At 71.3% G+C, this 12773-nt stretch carries 12 protein-coding genes and 3 pseudogenes; 10 read left to right on the forward strand and 5 right to left on the reverse strand.

The genetic code is table 11. The features are described from left to right. On the forward strand, window positions 1-1053 hold a 1053-nt coding region (locus AB0I23_RS03305; RefSeq protein ID WP_359106395.1), incomplete at its 5' end, for a hypothetical protein. 77 nt (window positions 1054-1130) lie between these two features. Here AB0I23_RS03305 and AB0I23_RS03310 read toward each other — a convergent pair. Continuing rightward, complete coding sequence (locus AB0I23_RS03310) at window positions 1131-2411, reverse strand: ABC transporter substrate-binding protein (protein ID WP_359106397.1); 1281 nt, start codon at window positions 2409-2411, stop codon at window positions 1131-1133. A gap of 174 nt (window positions 2412-2585) precedes the next feature. Between AB0I23_RS03310 and AB0I23_RS03315 the strand changes: the two genes are divergently transcribed. Both AB0I23_RS03315 and purU read left to right on the forward strand, forming a co-directional pair. Continuing rightward, on the forward strand, window positions 2586-3032 hold the full coding sequence (locus AB0I23_RS03315) for an SCO4402 family protein (protein WP_359106918.1): 447 nt from the start codon (window positions 2586-2588) through the stop codon (window positions 3030-3032). A gap of 28 nt (window positions 3033-3060) precedes the next feature. Beyond that, on the forward strand, window positions 3061-3939 hold the full coding sequence (gene purU / locus AB0I23_RS03320; protein WP_359106399.1) for a formyltetrahydrofolate deformylase: 879 nt from the start codon (window positions 3061-3063) through the stop codon (window positions 3937-3939). 122 nt (window positions 3940-4061) lie between these two features. Here purU and AB0I23_RS03325 read toward each other — a convergent pair whose 3' ends face one another. Continuing rightward, entirely contained in the window at window positions 4062-5354 is a 1293-nt protein-coding gene (locus tag AB0I23_RS03325; RefSeq protein WP_359106920.1) for a zf-HC2 domain-containing protein, read from the reverse strand. A gap of 35 nt (window positions 5355-5389) precedes the next feature. Continuing rightward, on the reverse strand, window positions 5390-6010 hold the full coding sequence (locus AB0I23_RS03330) for an RNA polymerase sigma factor (RefSeq protein ID WP_359106401.1): 621 nt from the start codon (window positions 6008-6010) through the stop codon (window positions 5390-5392). A 280-nt stretch (window positions 6011-6290) separates the two neighbouring features. On the opposite strand from AB0I23_RS03330, the gene AB0I23_RS03335 reads away from it, so the two are divergent. The 4 genes and pseudogenes from AB0I23_RS03335 (at window position 6291) to AB0I23_RS03350 (ending at window position 9100) form a co-directional block, all read left to right on the forward strand. Further along, window positions 6291-6665, forward strand: a complete 375-nt coding sequence (locus tag AB0I23_RS03335) for an STAS domain-containing protein (RefSeq protein ID WP_359106403.1) — start codon at window positions 6291-6293, stop codon at window positions 6663-6665. A 93-nt stretch (window positions 6666-6758) separates the two neighbouring features. After that, window positions 6759-7280: an EF-hand domain-containing protein gene (locus AB0I23_RS03340; protein ID WP_359106405.1), complete on the forward strand. Its 522-nt coding sequence runs from the start codon at window positions 6759-6761 to the stop codon at window positions 7278-7280. A 540-nt stretch (window positions 7281-7820) separates the two neighbouring features. Further along, window positions 7821-8168: pseudogene (locus tag AB0I23_RS03345) on the forward strand (acyl-CoA dehydrogenase family protein); the annotation flags it as partial. A gap of 434 nt (window positions 8169-8602) precedes the next feature. Further along, window positions 8603-9100: an ATP-binding protein gene (locus AB0I23_RS03350; protein WP_359106407.1), complete on the forward strand. Its 498-nt coding sequence runs from the start codon at window positions 8603-8605 to the stop codon at window positions 9098-9100. On the opposite strand, the pseudogene AB0I23_RS03355 reads toward AB0I23_RS03350, so the two are convergent. Next, a pseudogene (locus AB0I23_RS03355) lies at window positions 9084-9566 on the reverse strand (cyclase family protein); the annotation flags it as partial. The gene AB0I23_RS03350 and the pseudogene AB0I23_RS03355 sit on opposite strands and share 17 nt — an antisense overlap. Between AB0I23_RS03355 and AB0I23_RS03360 the strand changes: the two are divergent. Next, window positions 9546-9848, forward strand: a pseudogene (locus AB0I23_RS03360) (Zn-dependent alcohol dehydrogenase); the annotation flags it as partial. The pseudogenes AB0I23_RS03355 and AB0I23_RS03360 overlap by 21 nt on opposite strands. Window positions 9849-9933: 85 nt before the next feature. On the opposite strand, the gene AB0I23_RS03365 reads toward AB0I23_RS03360, so the two are convergent. Then, window positions 9934-10923, reverse strand: coding sequence for a GlxA family transcriptional regulator (locus AB0I23_RS03365; RefSeq protein WP_359106409.1), 990 nt, complete (start codon window positions 10921-10923; stop codon window positions 9934-9936). 149 nt (window positions 10924-11072) lie between these two features. Between AB0I23_RS03365 and AB0I23_RS03370 the strand changes: the two genes are divergently transcribed. Further along, window positions 11073-12305 carry an MFS transporter gene (locus AB0I23_RS03370; RefSeq protein WP_359106922.1) on the forward strand — a complete coding sequence of 411 codons (1233 nt, stop codon included), beginning with the start codon at window positions 11073-11075 and terminating at the stop codon, window positions 12303-12305. Beyond that, window positions 12302-12673, forward strand: a complete 372-nt coding sequence (locus AB0I23_RS03375) for a DUF2809 domain-containing protein (RefSeq protein WP_359106411.1) — start codon at window positions 12302-12304, stop codon at window positions 12671-12673. The genes AB0I23_RS03370 and AB0I23_RS03375 overlap by 4 nt, the downstream gene beginning before the upstream one ends. The last annotated feature ends 100 nt before the right edge of the window (window positions 12674-12773 follow it).

Genomic DNA, 12773 nt, shown 5'->3' on the forward strand with positions numbered 1-12773 from the left:
CCGGTGCCGGCCGAGAGCGCCGCGGAGGCGACCCAGTTCATCGCCCACGCGCAGCCGGCCTCCGGCGCCGACGCGACCCAGTACATTCCGCCGGTGCCGGCCGAGAGCGCCGCGGAGGCGACCCAGTTCATCGCCCACGCGCAGCCGGCCTCCGGCGCCGACGCGACCCAGTACATTCCGCCGGTGCCCGGTGGTGCCCCGTACGGCATCAGGCCGGGGGCGCCCGGTGAGCGGCAGCCTCCCGCCGAGTTCGACAACCTGTTCCGCGCCGATGAGCCGGTGGCCGCCAGCACCCAGCAGATGCCCCGGTTCGACCCGGGGCAGGCGCCGTACCGGGGCGCCGCCCAGCCGCAGCAGCAGCCCACGGCGGCCTACCAGCCGCAGCACAGCGAGCCGCCGCAAGGCCGGGCCGCGCAGCGCAAGAAGCCGTCGCACGTCCCGCTGATCGCCGCGGTCGTCGTCGGCTGCGCCGTCGTCGGGCTCGGCGCGGGTGCGCTGATGAGCGGCGGCGACGACAAGGGCACGGACGACAAGCAGCCGGTGGCCGCAGCGAGTTCGCCCGCCGCGGAGCCCTCCACGCAGGCGGCGGCCGACCCGGCGAAGCCACAGGCCGAGGCGCTCGACAAGCTGCTCGCGGACAGCAACAACAGCCGTGCGGCGGTCATCGGGGCCGTGGAGAAGACCAAGTCCTGCACCGACCTGGATCAGGCGGTCACCGATCTGCAGGGTGCGGCCAAGCAGCGCCGCGACCTGGTGACGCGGCTGCAGGGGCTGACCGTCGACAAACTGCCGAACAACGCGCAGCTGACCTCCGCGCTCACCACGGCGTGGCAGGCGTCGGCCTCCGCCGACGACCACTACGCGGCGTGGGCCGCACAGGCCAAGAACGGCAAGAAGGTGTGCAAGCACGGACAGGCCCGCCCGACGCCCGAGAAGGCCCAGGCCGACCGGGCGAGTGGTGAGGCGAGCAAGGCGAAGACGCAGGCGTCGGGGCTGTGGAACTCGATCGCGGCGAAGTACGGGTTGACGCGGCGGGCGCCGACGGAGCTCTGACAGCGGTGCGGGGGTGCTGTCCCGTGACCGGGGCAGCACCCCCGCACCTCGCGACCGCCGGAGGGGCTCGCGGGTACTCAGCCCTTCGCGCTGGCCTCCGACAGCGTGTTCGTGACGTCCACGAACCCCTTCTTCTCGGCCACCAGCCGTCCCTTCCGCACCACTTGGAACGTCACCTTCCGGTTCACGATTCGCGGATACGCCGACGAGCCCAGCGTGTCCTCGTACCGCCACCGCAGCGTCGGGGTGAGACCACCGGTGTCGACCTCGGCGCCCCTGTTGAGGGCGGTCGTGATCTTGCCGCCGGTGATGTGCGGGGCGTCGATCACCGTCACGATCTCCTTCAGCGCCGTGTACGCGATCCATGTCGTCTGAACACCCGTGTCGTCCGGGTCGATCCGGTTGTCGCCGAACGCGTGCTTCTGGATCACCTCGCGCATCTCGTCCCAGCGGGCATCCCCCGACTCGGGGTACCAGCCGGTGACGTACGCCCCCTCGAACGGGCTGTTCCGGCCGCCGGTGCTGTTGATCAGCGGCTGGCCGACGCTGCCGAGGACCGACGAGATCCGTACGGACCCTTCCGCCGGTTCGAGACGGCGGAAGGAGTCGAAGAACGTCTCCGTGCGGTCCCCGAGCACCGCCGTCACACACCCGCCGGACGGACCCGCCCCTTCCAGCGCCTGCTCGGCCGCCTGGTCGTAGGACGTGGCCGCCTCCGCCGCCCGGATGTCGGCGGACGCGGGCCGCTTCTCCTCCTTCAGGCCGGTGTTGAGGAGCCACGCCTGGCCGTCGCCGCCCAGCGTGTCGGGACGCACCAGGGAGACCCGCTCGCAACCGCGGGCGAGCTGCTTGGCGTTGCCCGCCAGGAGCGCCGGCTGGCCGCCGTTGACGGGGTAGGAGTTGTAGCTGGTGAACTCCTCCGCGGAGGCCCCGTAGCCCCCGATGTACGGGATCCCGGCGGCCTCCAGCGTCCCCATGAAGGAGTGGCCCTCCGGGCTGTACGAGCCGACGACCGCGACCGCCTTCTCCGCGACCGCCCGCCGGGCACAGTCCCCTGCGCCGATCGAGGAGTCCTCCTCGTTGCAGGTGATGACGCGCAGCTTGTGACCGTCGAGCCCGCCGTTGTTGTTCACCCAGCGGGCATAGGCACGGGCCATGGCCGTCATGCCCGCCATGTTCTCCGTATTCGGACCGGTGGAGCCGTCGGGGGCCCAGGTCACGACGGTGACGGGCTCCCTGGAGACCCCCGAGGCCCCAGGGAGCGCACCGCAGCCGGTGATCAGCAATGCCCCGGCCGCCGCCGTACATGTGAGGAATGTGTAGGGGCGGGGGGAGGTGAGGCGTCGCCATCCGGTCATGGGAATCGACATTTCCGCACCAGGGGTAACGCCGATGTGTGCTCCGTTCAACGCTCGGTGACGTCCAGGTGAATTGCGGGGGCCGGTGCACGTCCGGGAGAAGGGAACGTACGATCGACAACCGTGCAGCAAGGTTCGGAGAACACTTCCCGTCGCGGCCGTCGCTCCTCCACCATGGGCGGCATGCCGCTCAATGACGTTCCTTGGTGGCGCTGGCGCAGCAACGTGCGCTCGGCGCTGCACATGCTCTCCGATCCCGTCTTCCACCACGAGTGCTGGCTGGCCGGCCGGGAGGGGTACGGCGATGTCACCGACGCCGTGTACCGCCTGGTCGAGGACACCTGGCTGGACAACTGGTCCGCCGAGAAATACGTCGGGACAGTCCTCCGCGACTCCGGCGAGGCGGCCCTCGTCGACGTCGCCGTGCTGCGGGTGCTGCGCATCATGCACCAGGTCGGCGCCGACGCCCCCGTCTCCGCCTACCTGGAGCACCACGGCTGGCCGGAGGCCGTACGAGCCGCCCGTGAGGCGCACGTGCTGCTCGCCACGAACGACGGCGACGACCCCGACACGCCGCCGCGCTCCCTGGACGTGCTCCGCATCATGACCAGGACCGCCTGAAACAGGGACGGTGTGGCACGCTACGGGCATGACCGCGCCGCAGCCTGCTGAGACCACCCCCGAGCAGTACGTCCTCACCCTCTCGTGCCCCGACAAAAAGGGCATCGTGCACGCCGTGTCGAGTTATCTCCTCATGACCGGCTGCAATATCGAGGACAGCCAGCAGTTCGGTGATCACGACACGGGTCTCTTCTTCATGCGGGTCCACTTCTCGGCGGACGCCCCGGTGACCGTGGAGAAGCTGCGGGCCAGTTTCGCGGCGATCGGGGACTCGTTCCGGATGGACTGGCAGATCCACCGGTCCTCGGAGCGGATGCGGGTCGTGCTGATGGTCAGCAAGTTCGGCCACTGCCTCAACGACCTGCTGTTCCGCGCAGGCATCGGCGCGCTGCCGGTCGACATCGCGGCGGTCGTCTCCAACCACACGGACTTCGCCGAGCTCGCCGCCTCGTACGACGTGCCCTTCCGGCACATCCCGGTGACCAAGGAGACCAAGGCGGAGGCGGAGGCGCAGCTGCTGCAGCTGGTCCGGGAGGAGAACGTCGAGCTGGTCGTCCTCGCCCGCTACATGCAGGTCCTCTCCGACGATCTGTGCAAGCAGCTCAGCGGCCGGATCATCAACATCCACCATTCCTTCCTGCCGAGCTTCAAGGGCGCGAAGCCGTACCACCAGGCGCACGCCCGCGGTGTGAAGCTGATCGGCGCGACGGCGCACTACGTGACCGCCGACCTCGACGAGGGACCGATCATCGAGCAGGAGGTCGAGCGGGTCGGCCACGGCGTGACGCCGGACGAGCTGGTCGCGATCGGGCGCGATGTGGAGTGCCAGGCGCTGGCGCGCGCGGTGAAGTGGCACGCGGAGCGACGCATCCTGCTCAACGGGCGCCGCACGGTGATCTTCGCGTAGCTCTCGGCTTCGCTCGAGCAGACCCATTCGCTCCGCGTGGGCTCTCTCCTCCGCCCTGCGGCCGCACGCACCACGGCGACACCGGCCGCTCCCTGCTTCCGGCCTGATCCGAACGAAGGACCCTAGAGTCGGCTGAGCGACGCCGCGGCGAAGAGCACGTCGCGGATCGCCTCGACGTCGCCCTCCTGTCCGGCCGCCGCGTCGACGGGCGACACATGGCCCGCGACCAGCCGGCAGAACTCCGTGCCGTCCAGCGCCACCTGCGCGACCGCATGGTCGGGTGAGCCGAGCGCGGCCGGGGAGTCCAGGGCGATGTGCCAGTTGCCGCCGCCCGAGCCCTCGATCTCCAGGTGGAGCGAACGGCCGGGCGAACCGGCCGTCACCAGATGGCGGGCGGGCGCCGCGAGCCCGGACCGGCGGCGTCGGGCGAGGGCGGCCGGGAGGAGCCGGGCTGCCAGATCGATCATCCGGTGGAGATGGGCGGCGGACGGGGCTTCGTACGGATAGTCCACCGCGTCCGCGATGTCACCACCGTGCACCCAGCACTCGAAGGCCCGGTCCAGCAGGGCGTCCTGCAGCGGGAGGGCGAAGTCCCCGTACGAGACGGACAGCTCGGCGACCCCGCAGCCGGCGAACGACACCGTGCGGATGAGGGTGTGGCTCTGGTCGCGCCAGGGCTCGCGGACGGCCCGGGTGGGCGGCCGTCGGGCCGCCGACCAGTACCTTTCGGTGCGCGGCCTGGGGGAGAGCGGGAGCTCGGAGCCGGGGGCGGTATCGCTCCGGCCGTGTCCGCCGGTGCCGTCGAGCGGATCGTCCAGGCCGAGGGCGGTGCCGACCAGCCCGTCGACGGTCATGAGATGGCCGATCACCCCGGCGACCGTCGTCTTGCGGTTGAGCTGCCGCTCGCCGTCGAACCACCTCAGCCGCACCGGCGCATGCCATTCCGAGCTGCCGATGTCACGGAGGAGCGCGTCGAGGCGGGCGGTCTCCGCGTCGTACGGAACGGCCCAGCCCGGTACCGGGATCTTGGCCGGGCGACGGCTCAGACAGCCTTCGAGCACCCGGGAGCGCAGCAGCGGGTCGAGGTCCAGGCTGCGGTCGGTGTGCAGCAGACCGACCGCGTCGCGCAGCCGCAGCGCTTCGTCCGCGCAGGCGGCGCACTCGGTGAGGTGCGTCTCGACCGCCTCGGTCTCCTCGGCGGAACAGGCGGCCAGCGCCCAGGCGCCGAGGAGGGCCTTGAGCACGCGGTGGGAGAGCACCGGGGCGGGCGGTTGCGGTGGCGCCACGGGAGATTCCGGTTCCGGCTCGGGTGCCGCCGGTTCAGGTGTCGTGGGCCCGATCGTCGTGGGTACGGCGTCGAGGCCGAAGTCGTCCGCTGCCGCCCGCGGTCCCGGTATGCGCCGCGCGCCCCGCATCTCGTCGTCGCGCCCGTTCGCGTCGTCGTCGCCGGTCACAGGGTCCGTCCGTATCCGGGCGGGGCGGACCCGTCGAACGGGCGGGTGCCGGCGGTGGAGATCAGCTGCAGCCCGAGCCGGAGCCGACGGCGGGCCTCGTCCTCGGTCACCCCGAGGTCGGCCGCGGTCTGCCGGTAGTCCCTGCGCTGGATGTACGCGAGCTCCAGCGCGGCCCGCAGCGGTGCGGGCATGGACGCGACGATGTAGTCGGCGCGGGCTGCGGCCGTGGCGCGTTGCACCCGTTCCTCCAGCTCCTGCCGGGCCGCGGCGTCCTCGCCCCCGCCGCGTTCGTCGTCCTCGCCGCCGTCCGCGCCCCGCGCGAGCGAGGACGGTTCCGCGGCGCGCAGGTGCCGCACGGACTGGCGGTGGGTGAGCCGGGCGACCCAGGACCGCATCGAGCCCTGCTTGGGGTCGTACGCGTCGGGGTTCTCCCACACGTACCCGAAGACCTCGCGGGTCACCAGGTCGGCGGCCGACTCGTCGTCGAGCATCCGGTGGGCCTGGCTGTGGACGAGCGAGGCGAAACGGTCGTAGAGCTCGCCGAGGGCCGCCGCCTCGCCGCGTGCCAGCCGCTGCTGCATCTTGCGGTCCCAGCGGGGCGGTGCGTCTTTCGCCATAGGACCCCCAGCTCTGTACCCCTCGTCACATCGAATGTAGTCGGCGGCACTCGCCCCGCATGAGCCTTTGCGGCAAGTACGCCCCTGCGAACGCCCTGGATGGTGGGGAATGCGACATTCCGGGGTGGTGGAATCGGACCTGAAGTGATCATTTCTGCCTGAAACCCGTCTGTGTCTACTTCCGTGCGCCGGTGTTTCATGAGTGTGCGGCGGGGGCAGCCGCGAGGAGGAACAGATACTTCCGGATCGCCGGATTCCCCGGAACGAGAGGCCCAGTCGCGTGACTCTGAAAGTGGCCGAGACCGAGCAGGGCGTATGGACGGTGCTGCACATACGCGGCGAACTGGACCTGGTGACGTCGCCCGCGGTCCGCCAGTCCGTCCATGACGCGGTCGCCGTCGGACGTCACGACGTGGTGCTCGACCTCTCCGAGGTGCAGTTCTGCGATTCGAGTGGCGTCAGCGTGTTGATCGCGGCCCGCCGTCTGATGCGCTCCTGCGGCGGGAGACTGCGGCTGATCCTGCCGGCCCGCGGCGCGGAGGAGGGTTCTCACGTCAACCGGGTGCTCGCCGCCCTCGGCGTGCGCCGTCTGTTCGATGTCTACCCCGACTGGGACGCGGCCGTCGACGACGGAGCCCAGCCGCTTTCGGCCTGAAACCATCCCGCCACCCGGCGTTAAGACCAGGTTGTCACACCGGTGGTGCGCGTACGTGACACGTGATGGCCGCAGGCGTCGTACGCTCCCCGCATGGACAGCGCAGAGTATGAGCGCAAGATCGCCTTCCGCTTCGCCGCCTTCGACCAGGACGGCAACGGATACATCGATCGCGCGGATTTCAACGCCGCCGCGGCCCGTCTGCTCGCCGAATTCGGTACGACGGCCCGCTCCGACAAGGGGCAGGCACTCTACACCGGGGCCGAGGCGTTCTGGCAGGGCATGGCGGGCATCGCCGATGTCGACGGGGACCAGCGCGTCACCCGTGAGGAGTTCGTGGGCGGGGCCGTGAAACGGCTGCGCGACAACCCCGAACGCTTCGCGGAGATCGCCCGCCCGTTCCTGCGCGCGGCGATCGCCGTGGCGGACAACGACGACGACGGCGCGGCCTCGGTGGCCGCCGTGGAGCAGGCGCTGAAGGTCCTGGGCGCGAGCGAGGAGTCGGCGGGACTGGCCGCGCGGAGCCTGGACGCGGACCACGACGGCAGGATCGCCGAGGACGACGCGGTCGCCGCGTTCGCCGTCTATTTCACGGTGATCGAGCCGGACGCGTAAGAGCCTGTCGGGTGACCTCTGATCGGGCGGCCACGCCCTGGCACGCACGCTTCCGGCGTTGCCGAAATGCCCTGGTAGCTCCTTCCCCGAGCTCTCAGCTTCGTTCGAGCAGGGGAGACCCCGTCCGAGGCCGTCTCGGCGCCTTGGAATCGCACGCACCATGCCGCGTCCGCTCTCCGATCGAAGGTCACCCGACAGGCTCTAAGTGCGCCACTGACCGGCCGGATGCGGCCTCCGACGAGACCGCACCCGGCCCCACCCTCACAGGGCCGCCACCGCCTCGGCGAGGCGGCCGATGGGATCGCCGTCGACCCGTTGCCCGGACCGCCCGGCGGGCCAGGTCGAGAACCCGTCGCCGGGCCAAGGGGGCACGACGTGTACGTGCAGATGGGGGACGGACTGCTGCGAGCCCGGCCCGCTCGCGCTCAGGATGTTCACGCCCCCGCCCCGGCCGGCTGCTCGACGACCGCGCAGACGCGCCCCGCGCTCCTCGTCCGGCAGTCCGATCACGGCCGCGTCGGCCGTCCAGCACGCCCGGGGCGCGAGCAGTTCGGAGCGCCGATCGGCGCCTTCCAGGCGGTCAAGCGCCTGTGCGCCCGGATACTGGTGCGCGCCGAACTGGCCCGGGCGGCGGTGTACGCGGCAGTGACCATGGACCCGGCCGAGATCGCGGGCGCCGAGCTGCTCGCCGACGAGGCGGCCGTCCGCAACGCACGGGACTGCCTTCAGGTGCACGGCGGCATGGGCTTCACCTGGGAGGCGGACATTCATCTGCACCTCAAGCGGGCGTGGCTGCCGGCCGGGCAGTGGCTGACGGCGGCAGAGGCCGAGGAAGCCCTTGCGACAGATCTGTGCGGAGTGCACGCATGTGACGCGGGAAGCACCTGAGGTTCACGCTGCGGAGTTACGCAGTGCAGTCGGTCGGCGCCGATACCGGCTTGTGTCCGTTGCGTGATTCGTCACGGGCCGCAGTTGCCGTTCGCTCGGGTACGCTCCGTTGGATGCGAGTGGTTCTGGAACCGGGCGATCCGGGTGTTGCCCGTAGGGCGACTCCGGTCCGGACGAGGTGCCCTGCTCGCGTTCCACGCAGAAGCGTCGGGCCTGCCCGGGGAGCGTTCCCCGCGGCTTCGGTGCGGTGCTGTTCGACTCCCCGCGACGCGCGTCGCACAGTATGCACCACGCGTACTCCTTCGCGCTGGAATATGCCCGAAGCGCTTGTTGCGGTGACTGTACGTCAACCATGCTGTCGTGCAAGGGAATCACGTTCCGTGATCCTGAGGAGGCGCGAGGCGATGTGTCCGCCGGTTCGGATGGTGTGAGCGGTGCAGGTGCTTCAGGTTCAGCTGGAGGTCGGTCCGGATCCCGCGGAGGTCGGGCGGGCCCGTAGATGGGCGCGGTCGAGACTGGTCGTGTCCGGGATAAGAGACGACGAGCCCCTGGCCGAGACGCTCATCCTGCTGATCTCGGAGCTGGTCACCAACGCGGTCGTCCATACCGGCTGTCCGGCCGTGCTGCGCATGCTGTTCGGTGCGACGGGGGCGGCCGGGACCGTACGGGTCGAGGTGGCCGACACCAGCTGCCGCCCGCCGCAGCAGCGGCACGCGGAGGGCGAGGACACCGGCGGCCGCGGCCTGGAGCTGGTCGACGGCCTCGCCGACCGCTGGGGCTGGCAGCCGGAGGGTGCCGGGAAGCGGATCTGGTGCGAGGTGGACCGGGGCGCGCCGGTGGTGCAGATGCAGACGGGCGCGCACGGTCCGGGCATCGGCGCCCAGAGCGTGGGCCCGTACGAACCGTCGCGCGCCGTCACACATCACGCGTAAAGGCAGGGACACTCCTGTCCGGGGCCGGTCGGAGAAGGGCGACCGGGGTACCGGTGGCGCCGACGAACGGTTCCGGTACGGCGGAGAGCAGGGAGCCGTAGCGCTTCTCCTCCGCACAGGCTGTGGACAACGTCTCCAGGTTCCCGTTCTGGCCCTGCAGCATGCCCGTCTCGACCAGGTCGAGCGCGTGCACGCCCAGCCACAGGTCCTCGATCTCCGCGGGGAAGATCTCGAAGGTCAGTGTGTCGTCGGCGACCGCGGCGGCATCGCGGGCATGGAACCACTCGGGCGTCCGGATCGACAGGCCGGGTGACGGATAGGCGTACGCGTGCCTGTCGCCCGCCGGATACACCGGGACCTGCCCGGTGCGTACGAGCACGATGTCCCCGGCCCGGACCCGGATCCCGGCGAACTCCTCCGCCGCGTCGAGGTCTTCCGGGGTGACGGCGTACGGCAGGCGATCGACCTGCTGGACCGGCACGGCCGGGCGATCCTGCTGGGCGTCCCGGCGGCGACGGCGGAGGCGTCGTTCCTGGTCTCGTCGATGTACCTGGACAAGTCGATCCTCGGCTGCCGGTACGGCTCCTCGCGCCCGCAGCGCGACATCGCGCTCTACGCGGAGCTGTACCGGACCGGCCGCCTCATGCTCGACGAACTGGTCACGGAGACGGACCCGGTGGAGGACTTCGCGAAGGCGGCGGACGACGCGCACCAAGGAAGGGTGGCGCGCGGGGTCCTGGTCTTCTGAGGGTTGTCCCGTCAGGGATCACGGGACAGTCCTCAGGGCCCGCCCTGCGGATCCGAAAGGCCCTGGGACCGGTGCTTGCCCGCCCTCACCGGCCCCCGGCCGTCGCCCGGAACGTCCGCCGGTACACCGTCGGCGACACCCCCAGCGCCGCCTGGATGTGCTGCCGCAGTGACGTCGCCGTGCCGAACCCCGCCTCGCGCGCCACCTGGTCGATCGACAGGTCCGTGGACTCCAGCAGCCCCCGCGCCCGCTCCACCCGCTGCTGGGTCAGCCACTGCCCGGGGCTGACCCCGACCTCCTCACGGAACCGGCGCGTGAACGTCCGTACGCTCATCGACTCCTGCTGCGCCATGTCGCGCAGCAGGATCGGCCGGTCAAGCCGCCCGAGCGCCCAGGCGCGCGCACCGGTCGTGGTCGCGAACTGTGCCTCGGGGACGGGGCGCTGGATGTACTGCGCCTGCCCGCCGTCGCGGTGCGGTGGCACGACCGTGCGGCGGGCGACGTCGTTGGCGACGGCCGTGCCGTGGTCGCGGCGCACGATGTGCAGGCACAGGTCGATGCCGGCGGCGACCCCGGCGGATGTGAGGACGTCCCCGTCGTCGATGAACAGGACGTCCGGGTCGACCTGGACCTGCGGGAACAGCCGCTGGAAGTGGTCGGCGGAGGACCAGTGCGTGGTGGCGGGGCGCCCGTCGAGGAACCCGGCGGCGGCGAGGACGTAACTGCCGGTGCAGATCGAGACGAGTCGGGTGCCCGGCCTGATGTGCGCGAACGCCGCGGCGAGCTCGTCCGTCAGCCTGCCCTCGGCGAAGACGGGGCCGAGTTCGTACGAGGCGGGGATGACGACCGTGTCGGCGGTGGCCAGTGCTTCGGGGCCGCGCTCGACCGTGATCGTGAAGTCCGCGTCGGTGGAGACCGGTCCCGGTGGGCGGACGGAACAGGTAACGACTTCGTACAGTTTCCGGCCCCTGTCATGCGGTTCGGAACTGAGCGCCCGGCCGAAGATCCTTTGGGGGATGCCCAGTTCGAACGGGAGCAGCCCGTCGAGGGCGAGGACGACGACTCTGTGCTTCACGGCAGGGCTCCCTTACCCCTAGTGGTATAGACCATAAACTGATACATGTCACCGACGTGAAGGAAAAGTCAGCAGAGCACGAGTGCATTCCCGGCGCGGCCCGCGCGAACGCACCCTCGCAGTCGTCCCCCTTGGACTCGTCGGCCGAGCTGCCGCCCCTGGATGCGCTCCGGGACGGTGACCATCCGGGAAGCGAGCTCTGGAACCGTAACTTCCGGCTCTTCTTCATGGCCCGTACCGCTGCACTCTTCGGCGACGGCATGATCCCGGTGGCCCTCACCGCGGGTCTGCTGGGAGCCGGTCGGCCGCACTCGTCCGTCGGCTTCGCGCTGGCCGCCTGGATGGGCCCGCTGGCGCTCTTCGTGCTCTTCGGCGGCGTGCTGGCGGATCGTTTCACCCCGCGCCGAATGATGATCATCGCCGACGCGCTGCGGCTGGTCGGGGCGTCGGTGCTCGCCGTCTCCTTCGCGACGGGCAATCCTCCGCTGTGGGCGGTGTACGCGCTGAGCGCGGTGGCCGGCGTCGGCGCCGCGCTCTTCCAGCCGGGCGTCGCGTCGACCGTGCCCCGGGTGTCGCTGGACGTGCAGCGCGGCAACGCTGTACTCCGGGTCTCGGAGGCGCTGATGACGATGGCGGGCCCGGCCTTCGCGGGACTGCTGGTCGGGCTGGCGAGCGCCGGAGCGGTGTACGCGGCGAACGCGGCGACGTTCGCGGTCTCGGGCGTCTGCCTCTTCCTGCTGCGGCTCGCCCCGATGCCGTCCGACGCGACGCAGCGCGGCACGTTCGTCGCCGAACTGGTAGACGGATGGCGGGAGTTCAAGGCGCGCAGCTGGCTGTGGGGGGTGATCGCGATCTGGACGGTGTACGGATTCACCGTGATCGGCCCGATGCTCCCGCTGACCGCGGTCGAGGTCACCGAGGCACACGGCTCGGGGACGTACGGCGTGATGATGGCGGTGAACGGCGCGGGCAGCGTGGTCGGCGGACTGCTGGCCCTGCGGCTGAGACCGCGCCGCCCCCTCGCGGCGGGCGCGATCGCGTTGACGGGGGTGTGCGTGAACCTGGTGGTGCTGGGGCTCGGGCTGCCGGTGTCCGCGCTGGGCGTCGGGCAGTTCGTGGCGGGCGGGGTGTTCGCGTTCTGGCTGGTGATGTGGTCGACGACGGTCCAGACGCATGTACCGCCGGAGGCCCTGAACCGGCTGCACGCGTACGACGTGGCGGGCTCCCTGCTGATGCTGGCCGCGGGCCGGGCACTGGCGGGACCGGTCGCGGACCTGGTGGGCGCACCGGAGGTTCTGCTGGCCGGAGCGGTGATCAACGCACTGGTGGTGGGCGTGCTGCTGGTGGCCCGCCCGATCCGCCGCCTGGAGCGGATGGGGTGAGCCGGGCAACCGCGGCGGGGGCCGTGGCGCTGACGGTCGCGGCCGGGCTCGGAATCCGGGCGGTGGCGTCCGGCGGCCTCGCCGAGTACGCCGGGGACGCGCTCTACACCGTGCTGATCCATGCCCTGGTGGTGCTGATCGCCCCCCGCGCGAGGCCGCCGGTGGTGGCCGGGGCGGCGCTGGCGTTCAGCTGGGCGGTGGAACTGCTGCAGCTGACGGGGTTGCCCGGGGAACTGTCCCGGCACAGCACCGTGGCCCGTCTGGTGCTGGGCTCGACGTTCAACGCGCCGGATCTGTTCTGGTACGCGGTGGGGGCGGGGGCGGCCTGGGCCGTGCACCGCGGGACGGCTGCCCGGGCGGCTCCTTGACCGGCCGCGCCCGCGGCCGTCAGCGCTTCCGCCGGTCCCGTTCCTCGGACTTCTGCATCTCGATGACCTGAAGGCCCATGGCCCGATCCCTGCGAACCAT

The sequence above is a fragment of the Streptomyces atratus genome (assembly GCF_040655115.1).
Taxonomy (GTDB): Bacteria; Actinomycetota; Actinomycetes; order Streptomycetales; family Streptomycetaceae; genus Streptomyces; species Streptomyces atratus_D.

Bases quoted from the DNA above. Each gene is read 5' to 3' on its own strand.
- AB0I23_RS03340 (WP_359106405.1), top strand. From the start codon at position 6,759: ATGGACAGCGCAGAGTATGAGCGCAAGATCGCCTTCCGCTTCGCCGCC.
- AB0I23_RS03310 (WP_359106397.1), bottom strand. From the start codon at position 2,411: ATGACCGGATGGCGACGCCTCACCTCCCCCCGCCCCTACACATTCCTC.
- purU (WP_359106399.1), top strand. From the start codon at position 3,061: ATGACCGCGCCGCAGCCTGCTGAGACCACCCCCGAGCAGTACGTCCTC.
- AB0I23_RS03330 (WP_359106401.1), bottom strand. From the start codon at position 6,010: ATGGCGAAAGACGCACCGCCCCGCTGGGACCGCAAGATGCAGCAGCGG.
- AB0I23_RS03325 (WP_359106920.1), bottom strand. From the start codon at position 5,354: ATGCGGGGCGCGCGGCGCATACCGGGACCGCGGGCGGCAGCGGACGAC.
- AB0I23_RS03315 (WP_359106918.1), top strand. From the start codon at position 2,586: ATGGGCGGCATGCCGCTCAATGACGTTCCTTGGTGGCGCTGGCGCAGC.